This window comes from Acinetobacter sp. A22 (assembly GCF_030913345.1).
Taxonomy (GTDB): domain Bacteria; phylum Pseudomonadota; class Gammaproteobacteria; order Pseudomonadales; family Moraxellaceae; genus Acinetobacter; species Acinetobacter junii.
The window spans coordinates 412,418-435,317 of the sequence record NZ_CP133162.1 but is presented as its reverse complement, the minus strand read 5'-3'; the positions used below and the strand labels follow the sequence as shown (position 1 = coordinate 435,317).

Annotated in this window: 17 protein-coding genes and 3 pseudogenes; 5 read left to right on the top strand and 15 right to left on the bottom strand. The window is 40.0% G+C overall.

From position 1 onward, the window contains the following. Positions 1-8: 8 nt before the first annotated feature. On the bottom strand, positions 9-758 hold the full coding sequence (locus Q9Q86_RS02135) for an electron transfer flavoprotein subunit beta/FixA family protein (RefSeq protein WP_004952901.1): 750 nt from the start codon (positions 756-758) through the stop codon (positions 9-11). Positions 759-1,196: 438 nt separating this feature from the next. Beyond that, positions 1,197-2,084: a site-specific tyrosine recombinase/integron integrase gene (gene xerA, locus Q9Q86_RS02130; protein ID WP_171293745.1), complete on the bottom strand. Its 888-nt coding sequence runs from the start codon at positions 2,082-2,084 to the stop codon at positions 1,197-1,199. Positions 2,085-2,248: 164 nt separating this feature from the next. Between xerA and Q9Q86_RS02125 the strand changes: the two genes are divergently transcribed. Next, complete coding sequence (locus Q9Q86_RS02125; protein ID WP_112986297.1) at positions 2,249-2,809, top strand: LysE family translocator; 561 nt, start codon at positions 2,249-2,251, stop codon at positions 2,807-2,809. Here Q9Q86_RS02125 and Q9Q86_RS02120 read toward each other — a convergent pair. The 3 genes from Q9Q86_RS02120 to Q9Q86_RS02110 form a co-directional block, all read right to left on the bottom strand. After that, positions 2,806-4,431, bottom strand: a complete 1,626-nt coding sequence (locus tag Q9Q86_RS02120; protein ID WP_157938044.1) for an IS66 family transposase — start codon at positions 4,429-4,431, stop codon at positions 2,806-2,808. The two genes, Q9Q86_RS02125 and Q9Q86_RS02120, sit on opposite strands and share 4 nt — an antisense overlap. 74 nt (positions 4,432-4,505) lie before the next feature. Beyond that, positions 4,506-4,841: an IS66 family insertion sequence element accessory protein TnpB gene (gene tnpB / locus Q9Q86_RS02115; protein ID WP_157938043.1), complete on the bottom strand. Its 336-nt coding sequence runs from the start codon at positions 4,839-4,841 to the stop codon at positions 4,506-4,508. Next, the gene (locus Q9Q86_RS02110) at positions 4,838-5,221 is read right to left on the bottom strand and encodes a transposase (protein WP_004762545.1); all 384 of its coding nucleotides are present in this window, start codon (positions 5,219-5,221) and stop codon (positions 4,838-4,840) included. Before Q9Q86_RS02110 ends, tnpB begins: the two co-directional genes overlap by 4 nt. Before the next feature lie 87 nt (positions 5,222-5,308). Between Q9Q86_RS02110 and Q9Q86_RS17455 the strand changes: the two are divergent. Continuing rightward, positions 5,309-5,401 (top strand): annotated as a pseudogene (locus tag Q9Q86_RS17455) (LysE family translocator); the annotation flags it as partial. A gap of 41 nt (positions 5,402-5,442) precedes the next feature. Here Q9Q86_RS17455 and Q9Q86_RS02105 read toward each other — a convergent pair. The 8 genes and pseudogenes from Q9Q86_RS02105 to Q9Q86_RS02070 form a co-directional block, all read right to left on the bottom strand. Further along, positions 5,443-6,045 (bottom strand): alpha/beta fold hydrolase, encoded by a 603-nt coding sequence (locus tag Q9Q86_RS02105; protein ID WP_112987607.1) that lies wholly within the window; start codon positions 6,043-6,045, stop codon positions 5,443-5,445. 73 nt (positions 6,046-6,118) lie between these two features. Further along, positions 6,119-6,973, bottom strand: a complete 855-nt coding sequence (dapF, locus tag Q9Q86_RS02100) for a diaminopimelate epimerase (protein ID WP_004913683.1) — start codon at positions 6,971-6,973, stop codon at positions 6,119-6,121. 5 nt (positions 6,974-6,978) lie between these two features. After that, complete coding sequence (lysA, locus tag Q9Q86_RS02095) at positions 6,979-8,229, bottom strand: diaminopimelate decarboxylase (RefSeq protein ID WP_042891850.1); 1,251 nt, start codon at positions 8,227-8,229, stop codon at positions 6,979-6,981. 42 nt (positions 8,230-8,271) lie between these two features. Further along, on the bottom strand, positions 8,272-8,487 hold the full coding sequence (locus Q9Q86_RS02090; protein WP_042891851.1) for a lipoprotein: 216 nt from the start codon (positions 8,485-8,487) through the stop codon (positions 8,272-8,274). Between the two features lie 115 nt (positions 8,488-8,602). Next, positions 8,603-8,923, bottom strand: a pseudogene (locus Q9Q86_RS02085) (amino acid transporter); the annotation flags it as partial. A gap of 13 nt (positions 8,924-8,936) precedes the next feature. Further along, on the bottom strand, positions 8,937-9,965 hold the full coding sequence (locus Q9Q86_RS02080) for an IS701-like element ISAba11 family transposase (RefSeq protein ID WP_142028625.1): 1,029 nt from the start codon (positions 9,963-9,965) through the stop codon (positions 8,937-8,939). A 65-nt stretch (positions 9,966-10,030) separates the two neighbouring features. Continuing rightward, a pseudogene (locus Q9Q86_RS02075) lies at positions 10,031-11,122 on the bottom strand (amino acid permease); the annotation flags it as partial. 311 nt (positions 11,123-11,433) lie between these two features. Further along, positions 11,434-12,927, bottom strand: coding sequence for a sodium:alanine symporter family protein (locus Q9Q86_RS02070; protein WP_004952886.1), 1,494 nt, complete (start codon positions 12,925-12,927; stop codon positions 11,434-11,436). A gap of 352 nt (positions 12,928-13,279) precedes the next feature. Between Q9Q86_RS02070 and radA the strand changes: the two genes are divergently transcribed. Next, entirely contained in the window at positions 13,280-14,671 is a 1,392-nt protein-coding gene (gene radA / locus Q9Q86_RS02065) for a DNA repair protein RadA (protein ID WP_004913691.1), read from the top strand. A gap of 82 nt (positions 14,672-14,753) precedes the next feature. After that, entirely contained in the window at positions 14,754-15,722 is a 969-nt protein-coding gene (locus Q9Q86_RS02060) for a Tim44 domain-containing protein (RefSeq protein ID WP_112987693.1), read from the top strand. A gap of 331 nt (positions 15,723-16,053) precedes the next feature. Here Q9Q86_RS02060 and Q9Q86_RS02055 read toward each other — a convergent pair whose 3' ends face one another. Continuing rightward, positions 16,054-16,800: an IS5 family transposase gene (locus Q9Q86_RS02055; RefSeq protein WP_004912080.1), complete on the bottom strand. Its 747-nt coding sequence runs from the start codon at positions 16,798-16,800 to the stop codon at positions 16,054-16,056. A 258-nt stretch (positions 16,801-17,058) separates the two neighbouring features. Then, a complete protein-coding gene (locus Q9Q86_RS02050; protein WP_004952882.1) occupies positions 17,059-18,687 on the bottom strand; it encodes an inorganic phosphate transporter in 1,629 nt (542 codons plus the stop codon). Positions 18,688-19,123: 436 nt separating this feature from the next. Here Q9Q86_RS02050 and metH point away from each other — a divergent pair, with 436 nt between their 5' ends. Then, the gene (gene metH, locus Q9Q86_RS02045; RefSeq protein WP_112987027.1) at positions 19,124-22,810 is read left to right on the top strand and encodes a methionine synthase; all 3,687 of its coding nucleotides are present in this window, start codon (positions 19,124-19,126) and stop codon (positions 22,808-22,810) included. Positions 22,811-22,900 lie beyond the last annotated feature (90 nt).

The following is a 22,900-nucleotide window of genomic DNA, read 5'->3' as shown; positions in this document are numbered from 1 at the left end:
CTTCTGTATTAGATCACTTTCGCTTCGTTTTTCAATTTTTCAACAAGCTCGTCTACAGACTTCACTTGTACGCCAGCTTTACGTTCAGCAGGTGCTTCTACTTTAACAGTTTTAAGTTTAGTACCAGTTGCAACGCCATAATCAGCAGGAGATTTAGTATCAAGCGGCTTCTTACGAGCTTTCATAATGTTTGGAAGAGCAGCATAACGTGGCTCATTCAAACGTAAGTCAGTTGTGATGATTGCAGGAAGTGCAAGCTCAACAGTTTGTAAACCACCGTCGATTTCACGAGTAACTTGAACTTTACCGCCGTCAACTTTAACTTCAGATGCGAAAGTACCTTGACCAGCACCAAGTAAAGCGCCAAGCATTTGACCTACTTGGTTAGAGTCGTCATCAATTGCTTGTTTACCAAGAAGAATAAGTTCTGGCTTCTCAGCATCAACAACGCCTTTGAGGATTTTAGCAACTTCTAGAGCACCAATTTCATCAGCAGTTTCAACTAAAATACCACGGTCAGCACCTAAAGCCATTGCAGAACGGATTTGTTCTTGAGCATCTTTAGGACCCACTGAAACAACAACGATTTCAGAAACTGTTCCTTTTTCTTTTAAGCGAACCGCTTCTTCCACTGCGATTTCACAGAATGGGTTGATTGACATTTTAACGTTAGTAAGGTCAACCCCACTATTGTCCGGCTTAACACGAACTTTAACGTTGGCATCAACCACACGTTTTACAGCGACAAGAGCCTTCATGTAATCCTCGGCTGTTCTAAGCAAGTAAATGTAGTGAAGAGTATTCTAACTCTTCGTTTGAAACTTTTTAGGTGCCCTATCTTGCAATGTATTTGGCATTTCGGTCAAGTCACAATTTCTGCTCGGGGTATAAAAAAGATGAAATGCTCAGTTCACTTATTTGTAGTTATTGATGTAATTGAATTGTTGTGTATTTAATAGGATATTCATTAGGCTTTGATTTTTTTAATATTTTAATATAATTCAACAACCTAAATATCGACTATTTTTTAAATTTGATGGATCTGTAACGGATCATTTCGTGCAAATCAAATCCCCTTTTAGGCTTAAAAAAATATTGGCAATAAAGTAAGAACCCAAAACCGACATGATTCACTCTCATCACATTTTAATAGTCGCTTATTAATCACCCAACTTTGCAACATAATATAACCAAATTTAGTCTTTTTGAGCCCGTGGATGGGTTTGATCATAAACTCTTGCCAATTGATCAAAATCAACATGTGTATAAATTTGTGTAGTAGACAAATTGCTATGTCCTAACATTTCTTGCACTGACCTTAGATCACCACTTGCAGATAACATATGACTGGCAAAACAATGTCTCAACAAATGAGGGTGTAAATCAACATTCACTCCAGCTCTTTGTGCTTGTAGCTTGACCCGATTCTCAATTTGTCGAGGGGTAAGTCGATTACCACGTTGTGAGATAAAAACAGCACTATCTAAGTTAAATTCACCTTGCCAGATTCGATAAATTTTCAGCCATTCAATTAGACTAACTTTCGCTTTCTGACCAAACGGAACGATTCGAGTCTTATTGCCTTTACCTGTAATTCTTAACAATTGACGATTGAAGTCGATATCTTTAATCATCAAACCTTGTAATTCAGCGAGCCGCAGTCCACTGGAATAAAGTAATTCCAGTATCGCTTTGTCACGCAGCCACAACTGCTGTTCAATTGGTTTATCTGGTGGAGCTTGGTCTAAAATTTGATGTACAGTTTCAATATCAACCATACCTGGCAAGGGTCTAGGCTGTCTTTTTAACTTAAAATCTTCTGATGGATTTTGTTGTAAATATTGTCCTTGCTCAGCCCACTTCATGAACTGGCGTATTGAGGTCAAATGACGCTGCAAACTGCTTGAACTTAACTGATCTTTTTCAACACGATTTGCCAAATATTCGCGTAAGTCAGATGCTTCAATATCGTATAAAGCTAAACTCTTGCTGTCACAAAAGTTGAAAAAATCAGTAAGATCACGTTGATAAGCTTCAATCGTATGTTCTGACTGATTTTGAATAATTCGTTCTTTTAACCACATTGATAGCAGTTTTTCAGGAGCTTCCAAGCTATATTCTCTTGTTTGCATGTGCTATTTATAGCGTAGTTTAACAAATTTTTATTCATTAAAGATTATACAAGCATCGAAGATGAACAATTGATGTAATACAATAAATTTCAAGTTTCGAGCGGTGGCTTTATATAATGCTTACTCTTCTGATCCCTTACCTGATTGCAATCACTTTACTGACCATTACACCTGGATTGGATACAACTTTAGTTATTCGCACAGCAACTATTGAAGGAAAAGCTAAAGCCTTTCAAGCAGCTTTGGGTATCACGCTAGGCTGTATTGTTTGGGGTGTAGTTGTTGCTTGTGGGTTAGGTGCGCTTTTAATGACTTCTGATTTGGCATTTAACATGCTGAAATGGATGGGAGCAGCCTACTTAGCTTGGCTTGGTTTAAATTTACTATTGAAACCACGAACTCAACTTGCAGATATAAATGATACGACGAATACTCAAAATTGGTTTGTTAAAGGTTTTTTGGGAAACTTACTCAATCCCAAAGTAGGTGTCTTTTACCTCTCCTTTCTTCCTCAATTTATTCCACACACTGCTTCTCCTGTGATTTGGACTATGGGCTTAGTCATGATCCATGTTGTGATTGGGATTATTTGGTCTATCATTTTAATTTCTGCGATGCAATCAATCTCTGCTTACTTAAAACGTAAGCGTCCGCTGAACCCCATGCCTATTTTTTAATTTGAGTTGGATTTCCAGCGATGTGGCAGTAATTCTTCTATTTGGGTCGCTTTATGCGTCGGCAGCCTTTTCAGCACATCACTGAGATAGGCATACGGATCCAACCCATTCAGCTTTGCTGACTGGATTAAAGTCATGATATTTGCCGCTCGCTGTCCACTGCGCAGCGAACCTGCAAACAACCAGTTCTTACGGCCCAATGCCCAGGGGCGCATTGAGTTCTCTGCCCAGTTATTGTCAATGGGTAGATTGCCATCATCCAGATAGCGGCTTAAGGCTGGCCAACGCTTCAGACTGTAATTGATGGCCTTGGCGGTTGGAGAACTCGATGGCACCGTCAGATAATGTTGGTTGAGCCATTCATACAGTTGTTGCATCACCGGTTGGCTGTGCTGTTGTCGGTATTCGCGGCGGTGTTCTGCTGTACTATCGGTCTTTTTCCTGAGTTCGGCTTCTATCGCATACAGTTTCTGAATCATCAGTAATGCCTGTTCAGCGATCTGACTTTTCCCAGTCACATGTAGCTCATGGAATTTACGACGTGCATGCGCCATGCAGCCCACCTCAATGACATCGCCTGATTTAAAGCGTGCTTTATAACCACTGTAATCATCACAGACCAGATAACCCTGCCAGCCATTCAAGAACTCTGCAGCATGCTGACCTGAACGGCTATCCTGAAAGTCATAGATCACCGCTTGAACTGGATTGTACTGTGTAGTGGCATAGGCCCAGACATAACCTTTCTTCGGTTTTTTCTCATCATCACCCATCCGCATAATGGTGACTGGTGTTTCATCTGCATGGATCACCCGCTGTTGCAGCACCACCTGTTTTAAGGCATTGGCCAGAGGTTCCAGTTCCACACCGCAGCGACCTATCCAGTCAGATAAAGTAGATCTGGACAGATCAATGCCCGCCCGCTGATAGATCAGGCGCTGACGGTACAGCGGCAAATGATCGGCATACTTCGATACCAGCACATGGCTGAGCAGTTCAGGTGAAGCAATGCCTTTATCAATCACATAGGCGGGCATCGCTTGCTGAGTCAGGGTGTCACACTGATCACAGACCCATTTGCCACGCACATGCTGTTCCTTATAGAACTGTGCCGGTCTGAAATGCAGTTTTTCACTGATATCTTCGCCGATACGACGTAACTGGCAGCCACAACTGCATTGGGTTGATGCTGGTTCATGCTCAATACGAATGGTGTGTAGATGATCGGGCAGCAGTCGACGTTTAGGTTTATTGGTTTTGGCTTTCTGTGTCGCTGCATCGGTTTTATCTGCATTCAGCCGTTCCAGTTCCAGATCAACAGCAGCAATATCTTCTTCAACCGCTTCATCCCAGAGATGGATTTGTTTTGCAGTGAGATGTTCGTTTTTACTGCCGAATTTGTGCTGTTTAAATAGTGCGAGTTCATGCTCGTATTTTTGATTGAGAATAGAAAGATGTTGAACTTTAGAATCTAATTGCTGATTGGTGACTTCAAGATGTTGAACTCTGGCATCTAATTGCTGGTTTGATTGTGCTAGAGACTGATGCTGCAGCGCCAACTGTCTGGTAAATTCCAGCAGTTGTTCATGGGTCAGTTGGCTTAAGTCAGGCAGCGTATTCATGACCGCAGTATGCCTGAGGTCATGAGAAGAATGAAATAGAACGTTTGGAGAATAGCGGAATGGAACAGCCTGGTTTAAAGCATCGTCACCACCTGCTGTCGTCCAATGCGCTGCCAGGGCAAACCCTGGATCAGTGCCTGTAACTGTTCCGGGCTGAGGGCCACGGTTTCACCTTGGTGAAGCTTAGCCCAGTGAAATTTGCCCTGTTCCAGCCGCCGGGCACACAGCCAGATGCCCAGTCCATCATGCACCAGTACTTTCATACGATGACCACGTTTATTACAGAACAGGTAAGCACAGTGCGGCTTGATCGAGCCAAAGGTTCTCACCACCTGAGCAATGACAGTATCCATCCCTGCTCGCATATCCAGAGGTTGGGTAGAAAGCCAGATTTCATCAATGCGGATCATGTTGCAAGTGCCTTGAGTAATTCTGCTAAAGCAGATATTTCTGATACTTGCCATTTCAAGCCAATTTCTGCTTTTGAGTGGGGTAAAGTAATTTGAACCGTTAACATGTCAGTAGGAGTAGGATCTAATGGTGCAGAGCAAGATAAGGCAATAAATGCAGGTTTATTCGGTAGTGGTGAGCGATCATTCCCTGGCTTACCATCAATTAAGCGAATCCATTTGGATACAAGATTTGTATTCAATCCATGTTGCAAAGCGACCGAAGCAATTGAAACGTCCGGTGCTTTACAAGCCTGAACGATCTGCTGTTTAAATTCAGCACTGTATGTTCTTCGTTTTTTCGCAAGAGATGCGATGGATGTCTGGTGATTTGTAGTCATAAATTTTAGTCCCCACTTGTTTTTAAGTGGGGACTAAATTAAGGCTTATAGGATGAATTCATAAGGTGTGTTCAGCGGACGCTTACCTTAAAACGACCAAAGTTTATTAAGTATATGGATCGTATTACTGGCAGTATTTTTATACTGTTTGCCTTAAAACTAGCATTTAGTAAAAGATAATCAATCCAATAGCGTGTTTGTGGAACACACTCGATATAAAGCTAAATAGTTTCTAAAAAAATATTAATTTGCAACGCGACTTCATTGGCACATTTTTCTGCCAACTGATGATCACCACCTTCGACAATATATAAATCAGATTTTTCAATTAAATGATTTAGATACTTACCTACCTCAACGGGGCTAATTGGATCTTGATCACCCCAGATCAGTAAAGTTTCCACATTAATATTGGGCAAAAACGCCTCATAATCAACTTTCGTTGTCACAAACCAATCAGGATATTCAATATATTCTTGCTGATAAAATTCACGCCAATCTTGAACCTGAAACTGATCTAAATTGACCCCACCCGAGGTTGCAATCAAGATTAAACCTTTTATTAAAGAGTTTTTTTCTAGTGCAGCTTTGATCGCAAAGATTCCACCCATTGACTGTGCAATTAAGATTGAAGGTTGTTGAATCTGCTCAACAACATAATCACTCAAATCATCAAAACTATTTATATCAGGATGTGCAGCCACACCATGGAAACTTGAATAGGCAATCACTTGCTTTGTGTAAGTTTTGGGTAGTTGTGCAATTAAAGGATACCAAAATTGTGTATTACCTGAAGCGCCTGGAAGAAAAACCAAGTTATTCATTATTATCCTTGAGACTTATTATTCTTAGAGATAAACACCCTACTAAGTGCAAGGTGTTTATTTACCACTCAATTTAGCTTTGGAAATATCTTAAATCCAGACGCGCATCATAAACATGTGTTGTTGGACCTGTCATCCACACCACATCGCCTTCACGCCAAGCTATATGCAATTTCCCACCCGCTAACTGAACTTCAACTTCATTAGCGAGTAAACCACGGCGCATACCACTGACAGCAGCGGCACAAGCACCTGTACCACAAGCTAAAGTCTCACCTACACCACGTTCAAACACACGTAAGCGAATATGTTTTTCATCAACGATTTGCATAAAACCAGCATTTACTCTTGCTGGAAAACGAGCATGTGATTCAACTTGAGGACCGATTCCTGCAACATCAGCCGTTAATACATCTGGCACGATCGTAACCGCATGAGGATTTCCCATGTTAACGACATCAATGTTGATGCTTTTATTATCAGCAAGACCCAGTTTGTAAAGACCTTCAGTGTCTTCGTGTTCATCCGTTAGGAATGGAATCTCAGCTGGAAGAAACTTCGGCGGACCCATGTTGACACGTACCCAACCATTTGCTCCCAATTCAGGCTCTACAATACCTGCTTTTGTTTGCACACGAATCTTAGTTTTAGTCGTCAGTTGGCGCTCATGTACAAATCGAGCGAAACAACGCACACCATTACCACACTGTTCAACTTCAGAACCATCTGCGTTAAAAATACGGTATTTAAAGTCAGCATCTGGAAAATCAGGCGGTTCAACGATAAGTAACTGATCAAAGCCCACGCCAAAATGACGATCTGCTAAACGCTGAATCGTGACAGTATCTAAATAAGCGCGTTGGGTGACAAGGTCAACAACCATAAAATCATTGCCCAAACCATGCATTTTGGTAAATTCTAAATACATCCAATTTACTCCTCAGGCAATAAACGTTCTTTTTCCCAAAGTGATTCGATGGTTTCACGCTCACGTATTAAATAAGCTTGATCACCACTGATCATCACTTCAGCAGCACGACCACGTGTATTATAGTTTGAGCTCATTACAAAACCATAAGCTCCAGCACCCAATACCGCTAAGACATCATTTTCTTGCAGCGCTAAATCACGCTGTTTCCCCAAGAAATCACCTGTTTCACAGATCGCACCGACCAAATCCCATGTTTTTACTTCAACATCTGAATGTGGGGCAACAGATTGAATATCCATCCATGCTTCATATAAAGCAGGACGAATCAAATCGTTCATTGCAGCGTCAATAATTGCAAAATTTCGATGATTCGTTGGTTTCAACAAATCAACCTTTGTTAATAATGCACCTGCATTTGCAGAAATACTACGACCAGGCTCCATATAAACTTTCAAACCTAGTTTTTCTAATACAGGGCGCATCGCATTTGCATATTCAGCAACGGTTGGCGGTGTTTCATCTTTATAGCGCACACCTAAACCACCACCAATATCAATATGTTTGAGGTTGATGCCTAACTTTTTCAACTCTTCAATCATTAAAACCACACGATCAAGCGCATCAACGAATGGCTTGGTCTCAGTCAACTGTGATCCAATATGACAGTCGATCCCGACAATTTCTAAGTTTGGTAAAGACGCTGCGTATTGATAAGTTTCATACACTGTATCGCTTGGGATACCGAATTTATTTTCTTTCAAGCCTGTTGAAATATAAGGATGCGTCTTTGCATCAACATCTGGATTGACACGCAATGAAATCGGAGCTTTTTTACCAAGTTTAGCTGCAACTTTCTGAATACGATCAAGTTCAGCATAAGATTCGACATTGAAACAAGCGATGCCAACATCTAATGCTTTTTCAATGTCTGCTTCTGACTTACCCAAGCCTGAAAAAACGATCTTCGCTGGATTACCACCAGCTGCAAGAACGCGGGCAAGCTCTCCACCAGTCACAATATCAAAACCAGCACCTAGTTTTGCCAATACATTAAGAACAGCTAAGTTTGAGTTTGATTTCACCGCAAAACAGATTTGATGATCAATAAAATCAAAAGCACGATCCATATCTAGATAATGTTTTTCCAAAATTGCTTTGGAATAAACATAGAGTGGCGTGCCGAATTGCTGCGCGAGCTGATCAAGTGAACATTGCTCAGCATGCAATACGCCATTAATGCGAGTGAAACTCATGAAGATGTCCTTATTTACAAACTTAAGGTGAGATGGTTTTGACTACTGTGATGATGATGCTGAGTTTTCAACTTGAGTATCATCATCCTTTTGATCAGATGAGCTTTGAGATTGCGATGCATCGTTTTTGTAAAGCAAATACTTTGCTCTTTTATCATGGTTTGGATCAGACGGTAACTGTAAAGCACCAGATTGACCACACGCTGTTAATACAATACTGCTAAACAATAAACTGATCGAACAAATGACTTTAAGCATCTGAGCACCTAATTTTTACAATTCGGAGCAGTATAGCGTGAACCTCAAATTGGCTAAAGTCCAAACATAAAAAAACGCCAACATAAGCTGACGTTTTCATATATCACGGTTGATCTTATTTTTTCTTTGCGAAGAAATAACCAATGATCAGAATAATGAACCAAATTGGACTGACAATCAGAGATTTTCGAGTATCTTCATCCAATGCTAAAACGCCAATCGTACATAAGAAGAAAATGATCACGATCCAGCATGTCACCACACCACCTGGCAATTTAAAAATTGACTGCTCATGAAGTTCAGGAGATCGTTTGCGGTAGTTCATATAACTCCACATAATGATGATCCAAACGCAAATAAACAAAATCGTAGATAAGGTCGTTGCCAAAACAAATGCTGTTACTTCATCGTTAGTTCCACTTTGTAATTTATATAGGACTTACGCACTATTATTTATAGATTCTCTGTGGTAGGAGATGATTTTTATCGAGAATAAAGTCATCAATGAAGTCTTTGATGATTGGTCTAAATAATTTCTTCTGCCAACGATATACATTTTCAAAGATCCGCTCAAACTGGTTCTTTTGTATCTCGACGTAGGCCATCAAGGCTGCAAAAATATGATTCAAAATCAGTTTAGATCGTCTTACTTGAAACTTTTCAATATGACAAACCTGTTTAATCACTCGGTGATATTGCTCTATTTTCCAATGACTTGAATGTAATTCATGAAAACCCTCAAAGGACAATAAATCATCTTCATCTTGATGCACAATATAAAACCTCTGCTGTTCTTTTAACTGAGTCTTAAATAATTGTACAAAGCCAAAATCTTTGAGCCAGACCACTTGACCCTGATGAAAATCTGGCAATAAACGCAGTTGAAACCATTGTCCTTTTTCTGGGGAAACCTTACGGTTACAGTCGATACCAAACATAAATCGAATACCATATTTTCTTATGGTTTTTAGATTTCCAGTCGATGAATACCAACTATCACCTGTAATAAATTGAATCTTTGCACCCCAACTGAGTACTTCACTTAACATATCCATAAAGTAATCATTCTTGGTTTTACTTTCAGATTTGTCATAAATTCGGAAATTAATTGGAATATTTTGACCATTTTGATCTGTCGCATACAAGGTAATGAGATTAATACCCTTGACGGATCGGTGGTGTTTGCCTGACCAAAAATAGCTAACTAAGTCCATATGCTGACTATATGGTTTATCTAAAACAGTATCATCAATACTGACTATAAGTTTATTATTATCAATATGTTGAATTGATTCTTGATATAGGTCGTGAGGTGTGTAGTCTTCACGCTCTAGAAAGCGATTTACACTATCATGCGAGATGTTATAAGTCTCGGCAAGTTGTGTGCAGCTAATAGAGTTCGGTTCTGTCATGAGAAAGCCCATATAAATGGGTAGAGTACAGGTTGCTGTAGAAGCATGTTTAATTCGTCTAATCACAGATACTTTATAAAGCATTTTAATACTTTTTTGAATCTGTCAATGCGTAAGTCCTATTTATATACAAACTGAATCAATGCACCGATGAAAATACAGATCGCGGAGAAAATCAATGCGTTTGCTGGAACAGCTGCTTTAGACAAACCTGCAAATAGTCGTGGCGCTTGTTTATCTGTTGATAAACCAAAAAGCATACGACTCGTTGAGAATACCCCACTGTTCATAGATGACATTACCGAAGATAACACCACCAAATTCATAATAATTGCAGCAGATGCAATACCAGCCTGAGAGAAAATATTCACAAATGGGCTGACTTTAGGATTGATCTGATCCCAAGGCGTGACACTCATGACGACAAAAAGAGCCAAGACATAGAAAATGATAATACGTATTGGAATCGAGTTAATCGCTTTGGGTAAGTTTCGCTGAGGGTCTTGAGTTTCAGCAGCCGTAGTTCCGACAAGCTCTACCCCAACAAATGCAAAAATTGCAATTTGGAATCCTGCAAGGAACCCTTCGAAGCCTTTAGGGAACATACCTCCATGCGTCCATAAGTTTGAAACGCTGGCTACAGTTCCCGATGTATTGGTAAAACCAGTGAAAATCATCCATAAACCTACAAGGATTAATACAATAATCGCTGTGATTTTCACCATTGCAAACCAGAATTCCATTTCACCAAATAACTTCACGGTAACGAGATTCAGACTCAATACGAATGCTATAGCAACGGTACTAATCAACAAACCACCTAAAGGCGTAAATGACTGTCCACCATTAAAAAATTCGAGGTAATAAATGATCGCGGACAGGTCAGCAATACCAATCGTGACCCAACATAACCAATACGTCCAGCCAACGAAATAACCTGCCCACGGACCAATCAGGTCAGTTGATAAATCAATAAATGATTTATAGTTTAGATTTGAAAGCAATAATTCGCCCAATGCACGCATGACAAAGAACACCATCAAACCAATCAACATATAAATAAATAGAATTGATGGACCAGCTAAACTAATCGTTTTACCTGAACCCATAAACAATCCTGTGCCGATTGCGCCACCAATTGCAATCAGTTGAAGATGTCGATTAGATAGACTACGGTGAAGCCCACTTTGCTCGTTGACCTCACCTAAATTTTGATTCGACATTTTTACAAAAACTCTCCAGTATCTTTCGTTCATTAGCTAATGATCAAATCAAAATGACAATTCGCACCATTTAATGGCATCTTCTTGCACTGTAAATTGTTTTGATGATGTTTTAGCTAACCAATTTTCTGCCTGTACAACTCAACATTTCAAGTTAAATACAAATGGGCCTGATCATACGCACAAGGATGTACCAACTCAATGCACTTTTTTGACTCCATATTTTTCAATAGCTTAAAAATTAGGCAATAAAAAAGCAGCCTCTGAAGGCTGCCTTTATATCTAGATTTTTACTTTAATTTATTATGATATTACTTTTGTTTATTCTTAATACGATCTTCCCAGAACGTAGCATTACGAATACCAAGTTTTACTGGATCAAAAGTAAACTCTTTAACACCCGCTTTTTGCTGCTGTTCATAATCTCTTAATGCTTTAATCGTTGGTTTCCAAATGAAGTAAGTCACAATAATACCAATGATGTTAATCCAAGCCATTAAGCCCACACCGATATCACCAATTCCCCAAATATAGCCCGTCGCACTGATTACGCCATATGAAACAGAAAGAATGATGAAGCATTTGGTGATAAATAATAAAGATGGAGTTTTGGTAATATAACTTAAATAAGTAATGTTGGTTTCAGCGATATAGTAATAGGCAACAATCGTTGTAAATGCGAAGAAGAATACAGCTAACGCAACAAAGATTTGTCCAAAACCACCAAATACCGTGCTCACAGCCATTTGTGTAAATGCTGGCGAACCAATTTCAGCTGTAGCAGCAACGTTTTGTACAATAAATTGCCCAGCTTCTAATGTACCTTGAACGTTATACATGCCCGTGATCAAAATCATAAACGCAGTTGCTGAACACACGAATAAAGTATCTACATAAATCGAGAATGCTTGTACTAAACCTTGTTGCGCAGGATGCTGTACCTCAGCTGCGGCAGCGGCATGTGGTCCTGTACCCTGTCCTGCTTCATTCGAATAAACACCACGTTTTACCCCCCAACCAATTGCAGCACCCAGACCTGCCATAGGAGAAAAGGCGTCAGCAAAAATTAAGGAAATCACACCAGGTAACTTATCAATGTTGATGAAGACAATAATTAAAGCCATCAAAATATAGCCAGCCGCCATAAATGGCACCACGAATTCAGCAAATTTTGCAATTCGTTTAATACCACCAAAGATAATGACCGCAAGTAATGCCACAATCACAACTAAAGCTAAAAGCTTATAAGTACCGACGTTTCCAAATACAATCGCACCTTCACCAGTAATTTGAGTGAATGCGTTACCAACCGCATTTGCTTGAATACCTGGTAAGAATAAACCACATGAAATAATTGCTGCGATTGCAAATAGAATCCCTAACCAACGTTGACCTAGACCACGGTCAAAATAGAATGCAGGTCCACCACGATATTGACCTTGATATTCAACTTTATAGATTTGACCCAAGGTTGATTCAACATATGCGGTACTTGCTCCTAGAAAGGCAACGACCCACATCCAGAAGACTGCACCTGGTCCACCAAAACCAATTGCGGCAGCAACGCCTGCAATATTACCTACACCAACACGACCTGACAGTGAAACAGCGAGTGCTTGAAACGAAGAAATACCTTGTGCTGATGAGCCTCCTTTAATGAGGAGCCTTATCATATCTTTGATCTGACGAACTTGAACAAACCTTGTTAGGACGGAGAAAAATAAACCTGCACCTAAACATAAATAGATCAGAGCTTTGCTCCAAATAATACTATTTATCCAATCAACAATTTCTGCTGCACTCATGAACACCAACCTTTTGTATAATTTAAAAATATATCAATTGATACATTTTCATTTGTCTGAGCATCAGCAATATTTATGCCATTCAATATAATTCTTATGACAACAAATGAGCAAATGCTCAAAGACCTTCCGTGGAAAAAGTGAATTTAAAGAATTTTTCGACTCAAAAACCTACTATATCTTACTTGTAAAAGTCTTATATCGTGTTATTTTTCTGAGCACTTCCCTTTAACCAGTCAATTACGAAAACACCGTTTACTCTTAATTCCTTATCAAGAAAATGAACGATATTGATCTTTTCCGTAATTACTCTACTTTTTAACTAATTTATCGCAAATTTTCAATTTTATATATGGCAAAAATTAAAACTGTTTATCGATGTGAACAATGTGGCGCCGATCATCCAAAATGGGCAGGACAATGCTCTGAATGTGGAGAATGGAATAGCCTCGTAGAAGTTCGCATAGAGCCAATCGTATCCCACAGAGCGCAATCAAAGATGGGAGGCGGTTATGCAGGTCAAGCAGCGAGCATCACAACTCTAAATAAAATTTCCGTTTCACATGAAACTCGTCTACCTACTGGGATTGGCGAATTTGATCGCGTACTCGGTGGCGGTTTAGTGACTGGATCAGTCGTTTTAATCGGTGGTGACCCCGGTATCGGAAAATCTACCATCTTATTGCAAACAGCTACTCACATGGCAGCAGCTAAAAGTTCCGCGCTTTATGTCACAGGTGAAGAATCATTATCACAAGTCGCTTTACGTGCGCAGCGATTAGATTTACCTACAGACCAGCTCAAAGTAATGGCTGAAACCTGTGTGGAAAGAATCTGTGAAGTATTGGCTCAAGAAAGACCAGCCGTTGCGATTTTAGACTCGATTCAGACCTTATATACAGAAACCTTACAATCTGCACCGGGTGGTGTCTCTCAAATCCGTGAATCAGCAGCCCTACTCACACGTTTTGCAAAAAATAGCGGAACAGCGTTATTTATCGTGGGGCATGTAACTAAAGAAGGTGCTTTAGCTGGACCACGTGTGCTTGAACATATGGTGGATTGCGTACTGTATTTCGAAGGTCAGTCGGATTCTCGATATCGTATGATTCGTGCCGTGAAAAACCGTTTCGGAGCAGTCAACGAGCTAGGTGTCTTTGGCATGACCGATAAAGGGCTACGAGAAGTCGCTAATCCCTCCGCTATTTTCCTCAGTCGTTATGATGAAGCCATTCCGGGTTCAATTGTGATGATTAGCCGTGAAGGCACTCGCCCATTACTCGTCGAAGTTCAAGCTCTTGTTGATGATGCACATGCTCAACCTCGGCGTGTTGCATTAGGACTTGAACAAAATCGTCTGAACATGCTACTTGCGGTAATGCATCGACATGGTGGTGTTCAAACCGCGGGACAAGATGTTTATGTCAATGTCGTAGGTGGATTAAAGATCACGGAAACTGGTTCAGATCTAGCGGTATTACTCGCCTGCGCTTCAAGTTTGCGTGGTAAAGCATTACCACAACAACTAGCTGTTTTTGGTGAAGTTGGTTTATCGGGAGAAATACGCCCTGTTCCGAATGGTCAGGAACGCTTAAAAGAAGCGGCAAAACATGGTTTTAAATATGTGATTTTACCAAGAGCAAATGCGCCACAAAAAAGTATTGATGGTGTTCAAATCATTGCTGTAGCTCGTTTACATGAAGCATTGACTGAAGCAATGCAGCTTAGTGATGAACTGACATAAAAAAACATACTTTTTTAGTTGAAATTATCAACGAATACCTTCATAAATACACTTACATCTTGGAATTAAATAGGAATTTTCGATGCAAGTACACCAGCGTGGCTTGATGGCAGCTTTATTGATGGCAACTTTGGTCGCAGCACCAGTTGCAGAAGCTAAACGTGCGGGCGGTGGCAAAAGTCATGGTATGACTCGTTCAACAACGTCGACTCAATCTCAGCCAACTACAACTCAATCGTACCAACAACCTACAACTAAAACTACGACGACTCAAAAATCAGGTCCAGGCGTAGGTTCTATGGTTGCTGCTGGTGTAGCAGGTGCTGCTGTAGGTGCAGTTGCTGCAAATGCATTGGCAGATGACAACAATCCTACTTCTGCTGAGCAGCAAGCTGCGCAAGAAGAGGAAAAAGGTGGTATTCCAGGTTGGTTATGGGTACTCCTAGCTGCTGCAGTTGCATTCTTTGTATTCCGTAAATTCGGTGCAAAAAAAAAATTAGCCACAGCTAATCCATATGCTCCAAATAATAACGGTCAAAACAACTTTGGCCGTCCTGTAAGCCCACAACCAACTATGCGTCAAACGGCTGGTGACAACACCAATATTTTTGGTCAATCAGTTGGTGGTGGCGTTGTGACTCAGGCACCGTTTGGTGGTGCATCAATGAGCAGTGGCAACCAATTACCTGATGGGACTGAACCTGCTGCTTTCCTTCGTATTGCACGCCAACGCTTCAATCACATTCAATCAGTAAATAGCGCAAGCAATATCGAAGAAATTCGTCGTTACTTGACTCCTGAGCTTTATAACTCAATGTATAGCGACATCATGGCTAACAAAGACCAAGATGTGGCTGAGTTTAGCAATCTTAATGCGATGGTTGCTGAAAGCACAACTGAAAATGGACAATATGTGGTTAGCGTTCGTTTCACCGGTACGGTAAGTGAAGATTTAAATAGCTTGCCACAACCATTTACTGAAATTTGGCACTTTGTTAAACCTGTTGGCTCGCAACAAGATTGGGTTGTGGCAGGAATCCAACAAGCATAATTGCGAATATCATTTAAAAAAGGAGCTATTCAATAGCTCCTTTTTTATTGGTGCAATTTTATGAGAAATAAAAAAAGCCACTCTCGATTTCTGAGAATGGCGGAGTGTAAACGAAATTTAAGTAAAACGTTGTTTACAATAAGGATAACCAAACATATAAGCATCTTCATAATAATTAATATTTATCAGGAAACATATTCCACATTTGGGGAATAGCCTTCACTTTCTTAATTTTTTTTATGCACATGCTGTTGATTTAAATTTTATGGATAGTTTAGTGCAAAGCTAAAAATGACTAGGGTCTGTTGACATTTACTGTTCATAATTAAACCTATAAAGGTAGCCATAAAAATATACAGGCTAAGGCAACAGCACTTTGATAATTTCTTTTGAGCTTGTCATATCGAGTAGCTATCCCTCTAAATTGTTTTAATCTACAAAACATATTTTCAACTAAATGCCTGATTTTATATAAATACCAGTCCATATGATCATTGTTCGATTGGCTATTTATTTTCTTTGGTATATTCGCTTTTGTTCCTGTTTTTCTGATCTGCTCACGCAGTGGTTCTGAATCATAGCCTTTATCTGCGCATACCACTTCTGTCTCTTTTAAATCTAATGTTGCTATTAAATCAGGTGCAACTTTGATGTCATGTGTAGTGCCATCGGTAATCATGAAATCAATAGGATTGCCATGTGAATCAACAATCAAATGTATTTTTGAGGAGTTTCCTCCTACACTTTTAGAAATGGATTGATTCGCTATACCGGCAGAATGTTGATGAGCACGTACGTGAGAGCCATCAATAAAAATCCACTCCATATCGGGGCATGATGCTAATAATTTGAATAATCTAAGCAACTTACCGCTGCTTGACCAACGATTAAAACGTTTGAAAATAGAGTTTGATTGACCGAAATAGGAAGGAATATCTCGCCACGGACAGCCTGTTCTAATTCTATAGAGAATAGCTTCAATAAAATTACGTAAATTTGAGTTGTGATGAATAGATAAATTACGCAAAATAGTTTTCAACTTTTGCCAGTGTTGATCTGTCAGCATGGTACGAGGCATAGCGAATAGTAAAATTGGGTTTGGCGATTTGATTTTACTACTTCGCTATTTTTTTAAGCTAAAAGTGTCAACACACCCTAGTTGCAACGTAAAAAAAAGAGCTGAAATAAATGTTTAAAACAATCTATTGGATCAGGTGACTAAGCCTTTGCCTAGCAACAAATATACTAATAGTGCAATCAGCTCAAAAGATTAAAGCAATAAAAAAGCCTTGCCGAAGCAAAGCTTTTATTTCTGTTCTAAATCTTCTAACTATACTTAAGACACAAACTGTAGGAATACCCAGTACAAGCCACCTGACAAACAGATCGTTGCTGGTAAGGTAAATACCCAAGCTGAAAGAATGGTACGTACTGTCGCGAAATTCAGACCTGATTTATTTGCTACCATCGTACCTGCAACCGCACTGTTTAAAACGTGTGTTGTTGATACAGGCATACCTAAACCATCAGCAGCAGCAATCGTACTCATCGCAACTAATTCCGCTGACATACCTTGACCATAAGTCATGTGGTTTTTACCGATACGCTCCCCAACTGTGATCACGATACGTTTCCAACCCACCATAGTACCTAAACCAAGAGCAAGCGCGACTGCGACCTTCACCCAGTTTGGAATGTATTGTAAGAACGAATCTAAGTTACTACGATATTCTTTTACCAATTTTTCTTGGTCTTTATTCATTTCAGGTAAAGCATCTGCTTTATCTAAACGTTTAAATGTCGTTGTACTTAAATACATGTCATTACGAATTTCACTGACAGCAGCTTCAGGAATATCCTTTAAGTTGCCATAAGTCGCTACACGATCACCCAAATGAGAGGTCATGCTTGCAAGAGCAGGAACAACTTCTGGAGTTTGCTCTTTGGTTTGAATAAATTTCGTCAAAACTTCACGAGCTTTTTCATCAGATAATTCATTCTGATTGACATTCAACACGGTCGCTGTTTGAGCCGAAAGCTGTTCGAATGATTGTAGATGTTGAGCATCTAAGTTTTTATTCAATGAATAAGCCAAAGGAACCAAACCAATCAAAATCAACATGATTAAGCCCATGCCTTTTTGACCATCATTTGAACCATGCGCAAAACTTACACCCGTACAGGTAAAGATTAAAATCGCACGAATAAGTGGTGGTGGTGGTTTGTTACCAACAGGAGGTTGGAACAATTCCAATTGGCGCTTAAAGATTGTTTTAACCAGTAAGAATACAATTGCTGCAAATGCAAAACCGATCAAAGGAGAAAATAACAATGCCTTCCCGACTTTGATGACTTGATCCATATCAATGCCACTGGTTGCACCAGTTGATGCATTTAACAAGTGATTCATGATCCCCACACCCAAGATCGAACCGATCAAAGTATGAGAACTTGATGCAGGAATACCTAAGAACCAAGTTCCTAAGTTCCACAGAATCGCTGCAATCAACAGTGCAAAAACCATAGCAAAGCCAGCACCACTGCCGACATTCATGATCATTTCAACTGGAAGCAATGCAATAATTCCGTAAGCAACTGCTCCACTTGCCACCATAACTCCAAGAAAGTTACAGAAGCCAGCCCACATCACTGCAACAGGTGCAGGTAAGGCATTGGTGTAAATTACGGTTGCTACAGCATTCGCTGTATCGTGAAAACCATTTACAAACTCAAAACCTAAGGCAATGAATAATGCCGTAGACAAAAGAATAACTGAATATAAACTCAAAGGTGGTACATGCGCTAAATCAGCACTCACCTGAAATCCAATATATATAAGTGTTGAAACAATGATCGTCAAAAACACCGGCATAAAGAATTTCGGTGTAGGTACATGTACATTCGTCGATTTTGCCGAAGAGTTGGCAAGCGGTGAATCCGAAACAGGAGGAATATTAGAATTCATGTAGACGGTTAGAGGATAAAAAAATCCCCTGTATTGTTTAATTAAATTATGACAATTATATGACAAAGAGATGTCATATAAAGCTGATATTTCATTATTTCAGCTCATTTTGTGATGTTTTTTGTTCTAATCTTTAATCTATTAAATTAAATATCCCTTTAAATACAATATGATATAAAAACAAAAAGTCTTAAAAACTGTTTGTCTGATTTTGCAACAAATGCTACAAAATATGACATCAATTTGTCATATTTCAGTTCATTCGCTGGTTTTTGGAGCATTATTCCTCATAATTATTACAAATTAATGAAGGTTTTGTGACATATCAAAATTGAACTGAAGAATCAGTGCTCTGTGTTGTTGAAAATACGCGCTTTCTGTTCGCTTCTGTTACAATGCCTCAGCTTTTTATATTTGCCATATACTGGGGTTCCTTATGTCCACGCTTGCCACCCTAAAATCTCTTCTCGCCCAACGCATCTTGATTATTGATGGTGCAATGGGAACCATGATTCAACGCCATAAATTAGAAGAAGAAGATTATCGTGGTGAACGTTTCGCAGATTGGGCTTCTGATCTCAAAGGTAATAATGACCTTTTAGTACTTACTCAACCACAGATTATTCAGGGTATCCATGAAGCTTATTTGGATGCTGGTGCAGACATTATTGAAACCAACAGCTTCAATGGTACACGTGTTTCAATGTCAGATTATCACATGGAAGATCTTGTACCTGAGATCAACCGTGAAGCAGCACGTCTCGCGAGAGCTGCTTGTGATAAATACTCTACCCCAGATAAACCACGATTCGTGGCAGGTGTACTCGGCCCTACATCACGTACATGTTCGATCTCACCGAACGTCAATGATCCAGCATTCCGTAATATTACTTTCGATGAACTCAAAGAAAATTATATCGAAGCAACGCACGCCTTAATTGAAGGTGGTGCTGACATTCTATTGATCGAAACAGTTTTCGATACATTGAACTGTAAAGCGGCAATCTTTGCGGTCAAAGAAGTCTTTAAGCAAATCGGTTATGAACTTCCATTGATGATTTCAGGTACGATCACAGATGCCTCAGGTCGTACATTGACAGGTCAAACGGCTGAAGCATTCTGGAACTCAGTGCGTCATGGTGATTTGCTATCAATTGGTTTTAACTGTGCATTAGGTGCAGATGCAATGCGCCCTCACGTTAAAACGATTTCTGACGTTGCAGATACCTTTGTTTCAGCCCATCCTAATGCTGGTTTACCGAATGCATTTGGTGAGTATGATGAAACCCCAGAACAAACCGCAGCCTTTATTAAAGAATTTGCTGAGAGTGGTTTGATCAATATTACTGGTGGTTGCTGTGGTACCACACCAGATCATATCCGTGCGATCTACCAAGCTGTTAAAGATATTCCACCACGTAAAATTCCTGAGACTGTTCATGCTTGCCGTTTGAGTGGTTTAGAACCATTTAATATCTATGATGATTCTTTATTCGTAAACGTTGGTGAACGTACTAACGTTACAGGATCAAAAAAGTTCCTTCGTCTCATCCGTGAAGAAAATTTTGCAGAAGCTCTAGAAGTCGCTCAGCAACAGGTTGAAGCTGGTGCGCAGATCATTGATATCAACATGGATGAAGGAATGCTCGATTCGCAAGGTGCGATGGTGCATTTCCTGAACCTTGTCGCTTCAGAACCTGATATTTCTCGTGTGCCGATCATGATTGACTCATCGAAATGGGAAATCATTGAAGCAGGTCTAAAATGTGTTCAAGGTAAACCTGTTGTAAACTCGATTTCCTTAAAAGAAGGTTATGACGAGTTTGTCGAAAAAGCTCGCCTCTGCCGTCAGTACGGCGCAGCAGTTATTGTCATGGCTTTTGACGAAGTTGGTCAGGCAGATACCGCTGAACGTAAACGTGAAATTTGTAAACGCTCTTATGACATTTTAGTCAATGAGGTTGGCTATCCAGCTGAAGATATTATTTTCGATCCAAACGTGTTTGCAGTAGCAACAGGGATCGAAGAACACAATAACTATGCCGTAGACTTTATTGAAGCGACTGGTTGGATCAAACAAAACTTACCACATGCCATGATTTCTGGTGGTGTCTCTAACGTTTCGTTCTCATTCCGTGGTAATGAACCTGTACGCGAAGCGATTCACTCAGTATTCCTCTATCATGCCATCAAACAAGGCATGACTATGGGTATCGTAAACGCTGGTCAGATGGCGATTTATGACGATATCAATAAAGAACTAAAAGATGCCGTTGAAGATGTTGTACTTAATCAAAATCAAGGTGAGACAGGCCAAGCAGCAACTGAAAAACTCCTAGAAGTTGCTGAAAAATATCGTGGTCAAGCTGGGGCTACCAAAGAAGCTGAAAATCTTGAATGGCGTAATGAGTCTGTCGAAAAACGTCTTGAATACGCTTTAGTTAAAGGTATTACCACGTATATCGACCAAGATACTGAAGAAGCACGTTTAAAATCAAAACGTCCGCTTGATGTGATCGAAGGCCCATTAATGGACGGCATGAACGTGGTCGGTGACTTGTTTGGTTCAGGAAAAATGTTCCTTCCTCAAGTTGTTAAATCTGCACGCGTCATGAAACAAGCTGTAGCATGGCTCAACCCATACATTGAAGCTGAGAAGTCAGAAGGACAATCTAAAGGTAAAGTCTTGATGGCAACGGTTAAAGGTGACGTACACGATATTGGTAAAAATATTGTGGGTGTTGTCTTGGGTTGTAATGGTTATGACATCGTTGACCTTGGCGTGATGGTACCTGCAGAAAAAATTCTGCAAACGGCAATAGATGAGAAATGTGACATCATTGGTTTGTCCGGTTTGATCACCCCTTCTTTGGATGAAATGGTCTTTGTTGCCAAAGAAATGCAACGTAAAGGTTTTAATATTCCTTTATTGATCGGCGGTGCAACCACATCAAAAGCACACACCGCAGTTAAAATTGATCCTCAATATTCAAATGATGCAGTAATTTACGTCGCGGATGCTTCACGTGCAGTGGGTGTCGCAACCACCCTACTTTCTCCTGAAATGCGCGGTAACTTCATTGCAGAGCATCGTGCTGAATATGCCAAGATTCGTGAACGCTTAGCGAATAAGCAACCGAAAGCTGCAAAATTGAGTTATGCAGAATCAGTCGAAAACGGTTTTAAAATTGATAATAACTATGTACCACCAAAACCAAATGCTTTGGGTACACAAGTTATTAAGAATTATCCGCTTGAAACCTTAGTTGAATATTTTGACTGGACACCATTCTTTATCTCTTGGAGTTTGGCGGGTAAATTCCCGAAAATTTTAGAAGATGAAGTGGTCGGTGAAGCAGCGACTGATCTTTATAATCAAGCTCAAGCGATGCTGAAAGACATCATTGAAAATAAACGTTTCGATGCCCGTGCTGTGTTTGGCTTATACCCTGCTCAGCGTACTGGTGCAGATACTGTCAGCGTATTTGATGAATCAGGTCAAAATCGCACTCATACGTTTGAGCACGTACGTCAACAATCAGACAAAGTGACAGGTAAACCAAACTTGTCTTTGGCAGATTATATTAAGCCTTCTGAACAACCTGAAGATTATCTCGGTGGTTTTACGGTGTCGATCTTTGGTGCTGAAGAATTGGCAAATGAATATAAAGCCAAAGGTGATGACTATTCAGCGATTCTAATTCAGTCTTTAGCGGATCGTTTTGCAGAAGCATTTGCTGAGCATTTACATGAACGTATTCGTAAAGAGTTCTGGGGCTATAAAGCGGATGAAACGTTGAGTAATGAAGAACTGATCAAAGAGAAGTATGTCGGTATTCGTCCTGCTCCAGGTTACCCTGCTTGCCCAGAGCATTCTGAAAAAGCGGTGTTGTTTGATTGGTTAGGTTCAGAAGCGAAGATTGGTACGAAGTTGACTGAACACTTTGCCATGATGCCGCCTTCTTCTGTAAGTGGTTTCTATTATTCACATCCTCAAAGTGAATACTTTAATGTCGGCAAAATCTCTCAAGATCAGCTTGAGGATTATGCAAAGCGTAAAGGCTGGACACTCGATGAAGCGAAGCGCTGGTTAGCACCGAATTTAGATGATTCGATTGGATAAGCCATAAAAGAAAATCCCCTCAGTTGAGGGGGTTTTTTTTGAATTTAATCTCGTTTACCTTATTTAAAAAGAGAGAGATATCATATGATT

What these genes read in the sequence shown, in the direction of transcription:
- radA (WP_004913691.1), top strand. Translation starts at nt 13,280, where the DNA reads ATGGCAAAAATTAAAACTGTTTATCGATGTGAACAATGTGGCGCCGAT.
- tnpB (WP_157938043.1), bottom strand. Translation starts at nt 4,841, where the DNA reads ATGATCCGCATTGATGAAATCTGGCTTTCTACCCAACCTCTGGATATG.
- Q9Q86_RS02125 (WP_112986297.1), top strand. Translation starts at nt 2,249, where the DNA reads ATGCTTACTCTTCTGATCCCTTACCTGATTGCAATCACTTTACTGACC.
- Q9Q86_RS02050 (WP_004952882.1), bottom strand. Translation starts at nt 18,687, where the DNA reads ATGAATTCTAATATTCCTCCTGTTTCGGATTCACCGCTTGCCAACTCT.
- Q9Q86_RS02055 (WP_004912080.1), bottom strand. Translation starts at nt 16,800, where the DNA reads ATGCCTCGTACCATGCTGACAGATCAACACTGGCAAAAGTTGAAAACT.
- Q9Q86_RS02060 (WP_112987693.1), top strand. Translation starts at nt 14,754, where the DNA reads ATGCAAGTACACCAGCGTGGCTTGATGGCAGCTTTATTGATGGCAACT.
- Q9Q86_RS02105 (WP_112987607.1), bottom strand. Translation starts at nt 6,045, where the DNA reads ATGAATAACTTGGTTTTTCTTCCAGGCGCTTCAGGTAATACACAATTT.
- Q9Q86_RS02070 (WP_004952886.1), bottom strand. Translation starts at nt 12,927, where the DNA reads ATGAGTGCAGCAGAAATTGTTGATTGGATAAATAGTATTATTTGGAGC.
- Q9Q86_RS02090 (WP_042891851.1), bottom strand. Translation starts at nt 8,487, where the DNA reads ATGCTTAAAGTCATTTGTTCGATCAGTTTATTGTTTAGCAGTATTGTA.
- Q9Q86_RS02110 (WP_004762545.1), bottom strand. Translation starts at nt 5,221, where the DNA reads ATGACTACAAATCACCAGACATCCATCGCATCTCTTGCGAAAAAACGA.
- metH (WP_112987027.1), top strand. Translation starts at nt 19,124, where the DNA reads ATGTCCACGCTTGCCACCCTAAAATCTCTTCTCGCCCAACGCATCTTG.
- Q9Q86_RS02135 (WP_004952901.1), bottom strand. Translation starts at nt 758, where the DNA reads ATGAAGGCTCTTGTCGCTGTAAAACGTGTGGTTGATGCCAACGTTAAA.
- Q9Q86_RS02120 (WP_157938044.1), bottom strand. Translation starts at nt 4,431, where the DNA reads ATGAATACGCTGCCTGACTTAAGCCAACTGACCCATGAACAACTGCTG.
- xerA (WP_171293745.1), bottom strand. Translation starts at nt 2,084, where the DNA reads ATGTGGTTAAAAGAACGAATTATTCAAAATCAGTCAGAACATACGATT.
- dapF (WP_004913683.1), bottom strand. Translation starts at nt 6,973, where the DNA reads ATGTATTTAGAATTTACCAAAATGCATGGTTTGGGCAATGATTTTATG.
- lysA (WP_042891850.1), bottom strand. Translation starts at nt 8,229, where the DNA reads ATGAGTTTCACTCGCATTAATGGCGTATTGCATGCTGAGCAATGTTCA.